This is a genomic window from Mesorhizobium sp. M1E.F.Ca.ET.063.01.1.1 (genome assembly GCF_003998155.1).
Taxonomy (GTDB): Bacteria; Pseudomonadota; Alphaproteobacteria; order Rhizobiales; family Rhizobiaceae; genus Mesorhizobium.
Window position 1 is genome coordinate 1 of sequence record NZ_RZSC01000683.1, and the last position, 3,123, is coordinate 3,123.

Below are 3,123 nucleotides of genomic sequence, written 5' to 3' on the forward strand. Positions count from 1 at the left end.
CATATCCTCGACGGCTTCTCCATCGGCACGCCGGAATCCGGCGTACCGGCGCAGAAGGACATCAAGCTCAACGGTCACGCGCTGCAGTGCCGCATCACCACCGAGGATCCGGAGCAGAATTTCATTCCCGACTACGGCCGCATCACCGCCTATCGCGGCGCGACCGGTTTCGGCATCCGCCTCGACGGCGGCACCGCCTATTCGGGCGCGGTCATCACCCGCTTCTACGATCCGCTGCTGGAGAAGATCACCGCCTGGGCGCCGACGCCGGCCGAGGCGATCGCGCGCATGAACCGGGCGCTGCGCGAATTCCGCATCCGCGGCGTCGCGACCAACCTCACCTTCCTCGAAGCGATCATCAACCACCCGAGCTTCGCCGACAATTCCTATACGACGAAGTTCATCGACACGACGCCGGAACTGTTCCAGCAGGTGAAGCGGCAGGACCGCGCCACCAAGCTGCTCAACTACCTGGCCGACGTCAGCGTCAACGGCCATCCGGAGACGCGCGGCCGGCCGATGCCCAAAGCCGATGCCGCGGCGCCTGTCGTGCCCTATCTCAACGGCAAGCTTCCGGACGGCAGCAAGCAGCGGTTCGATGCGCTCGGCCCGGAGAAGTTCGCGGCCTGGATGCGCGGGCAAGCCCAAGTGCTGGTCACCGACACGACGATGCGCGACGGCCACCAGTCGCTGCTCGCCACCCGCATGCGCACCTATGACATCGCAGGTATCGCCGGCACCTATGCGCGGGCGCTGCCGCAGATCCTGTCGCTCGAATGCTGGGGCGGCGCGACCTTCGACGTCGCCATGCGCTTCCTGACCGAGGATCCGTGGGAGCGGCTGTCACGGGTGCGCGAAGCAGCGCCTAACCTTCTGCTGCAGATGCTTCTGCGCGGCGCCAACGGCGTCGGCTACACCAACTATCCCGACAATGTCGTGCAGCATTTCGTCAAACAGGCGGCCGCCGGCGGCGTCGACCTGTTCCGCGTCTTCGACTGCCTGAACTGGGTCGAGAACATGCGCGTCGCCATGGACGCGGTGGGCGCCGAGGGCAAGCTGATCGAAGCGGCGATGTGCTACACCGGCGACATCCTCGACCCGGCTCGGGCCAAATACGATCTCAAATATTATGTCGCGCTGGCGAAGGAACTGGAAGCCGCCGGCGCGCATATCATCGCCGTCAAGGACATGGCCGGGCTTTTGAAGCCGTCGGCGGCGCGCGCGCTGTTCAAGGCGCTGCGCGAAGAGACCGACCTGCCGATCCATTTCCACACGCATGACACGTCCGGCCTGTCCGCCGCCACGGTGCTGGCGGCGGTCGAGACCGGCGTCGACGCCATCGATGCGGCGATGGATTCCTTCTCCGGCAACACCTCGCAGCCCTGCCTCGGCTCGATCGTCGAGGCGCTCAAGGGAACCGAGCGCGATCCCGGCCTCGATCCGCAGTGGATCCGGCACATCTCCTTCTACTGGGAAGCGGTGCGCAACCAGTATGCCGCCTTCGAAAGCGACCTCAAGGGACCGGCTTCCGAGGTTTATCTCCACGAAATGCCGGGCGGCCAGTTCACCAACCTCAAGGAGCAGGCCCGCTCGCTCGGGCTGGAAACACGCTGGCACGAGGTGGCGCAGGCCTATCACGACGTCAACCTGATGTTCGGCGACATCGTCAAGGTGACGCCGTCGTCGAAGGTGGTCGGCGACATGGCGCTGATGATGGTGAGCCAGGATCTCACCGTCGCCGATGTCGAAAACCCGGCGAAGGACATCGCCTTCCCGGATTCGGTCGTCTCGATGCTGCGCGGCGATCTCGGCCAGTCGCCCGGCGGATGGCCGCAAGCGCTGCAGAAGAAGGTGCTGAAGGGCGAGAAGCCGATCACTGTGCGGCCGGGCTCGCTGCTCAAGCCGGCGAACCTCAAGGCCAGCCGCAAGGAGATCGAGGAGAAGCTGGAGCGCAAGCTCAGCGAGTTCGAGTTCGCCTCCTGGCTGATGTATCCGAAGGTCTTCACCGACTTCGCCGCCGCGCAGGAAACCTATGGCCCCGTCAGCGTGCTGCCGACGCCGACCTATTTCTACGGCATGAAGTCGGAAGACGAGATCTTCGTCGACATCGAGAAGGGCAAGACGCTGGTCGTACGCTGCCAGGCGTTCGGCGACGTCGACGAAAAGGGCATGGTCACCGTCTTTTTCGAGCTCAACGGCCAGCCACGCCGCGTGAAGGTGCCGGACCGCGCGCATGGCGCCTCGGCCGCCAAGGCGCGGCGCAAGGCGGAGCCCGGCAACGAGGCGCATATCGGCGCGCCGATGCCGGGGGTGGTCTCCGCGCTCGCGGTTGCCGCCGGGCAGGCCGTCAAGGCCGGCGATGTGCTGCTCTCGATCGAGGCGATGAAGATGGAGACGGCGCTGCATGCCGAGCGCGACGGCGTGGTCGCCGAAGTGCTGGTCAAGGCCGGCGACCAGATCGACGCCAAGGATTTGCTGATCGCATTCGGTTGAGACAAAGCTGTTTGAAGGCAGGCAGCTTAACGGAACTTCTTGACACAACGAGACTGTGCGTTGGTCGAGGGCTAGCTGTCGATGTCGGCGCTGCCCCTCATTTGCCCTGCCGGGCATTTCTCCCCGTAAAACGGGGAGAAAGTGGCTGGCCGCAACTTTGGCGCGCTTTCCTTCAACGCCAGTGATTGGCGAAGCCGGCGATGACAGTGTCTTTCTCCCCGTCACTATACGGGGAGAAATGTCCGGCAGGACAATGAGGGGCAGCGCCGGCCTCTGAAGCAGCAAGCCTTTCATGCCACAGCAATAACGGCTTGACCAGCAGCGTCCGCTCGGGCATCGAACCCGCTCGAAATTGCCGGCCTCCCTTGCGAGTCGCCGGTGAGAAAACGACGCGGAGAAAAAAATGGCCGACGAGATCACCGAGACCAGCCAGACTGTAGCCGCCGGCCAGCTGCGCGCCATCATCGAGCGCATCGAGCGCCTCGAGGAGGAGAAGAAGACGATTTCCGACGACATCAAGGACGTCTATGCCGAGGCCAAGGGCACCGGCTTCGACACCAAGGCGATCCGCACCATCGTCCGGCTGCGCAAGAAGGACCAGGCCGAGCGCCAGGAGGAGGAGTCCATCCT

Annotated in this window: 2 protein-coding genes; both read left to right on the top strand. The window is 64.7% G+C overall.

Annotation, left to right across the window (positions count from 1 at the left end; translation table 11 throughout):
• A partial coding sequence (gene pyc / locus EOA29_RS30505; RefSeq protein ID WP_127222042.1) for a pyruvate carboxylase occupies window positions 1–2,493 on the top strand: 2,493 nt, incomplete at its 5' end.
• 403 nt (window positions 2,494–2,896) lie between these two features.
• Window positions 2,897–3,123 (top strand): GapR family DNA-binding domain-containing protein (locus tag EOA29_RS30515; protein ID WP_127222043.1); only part of this gene is annotated, 227 nt, incomplete at its 3' end.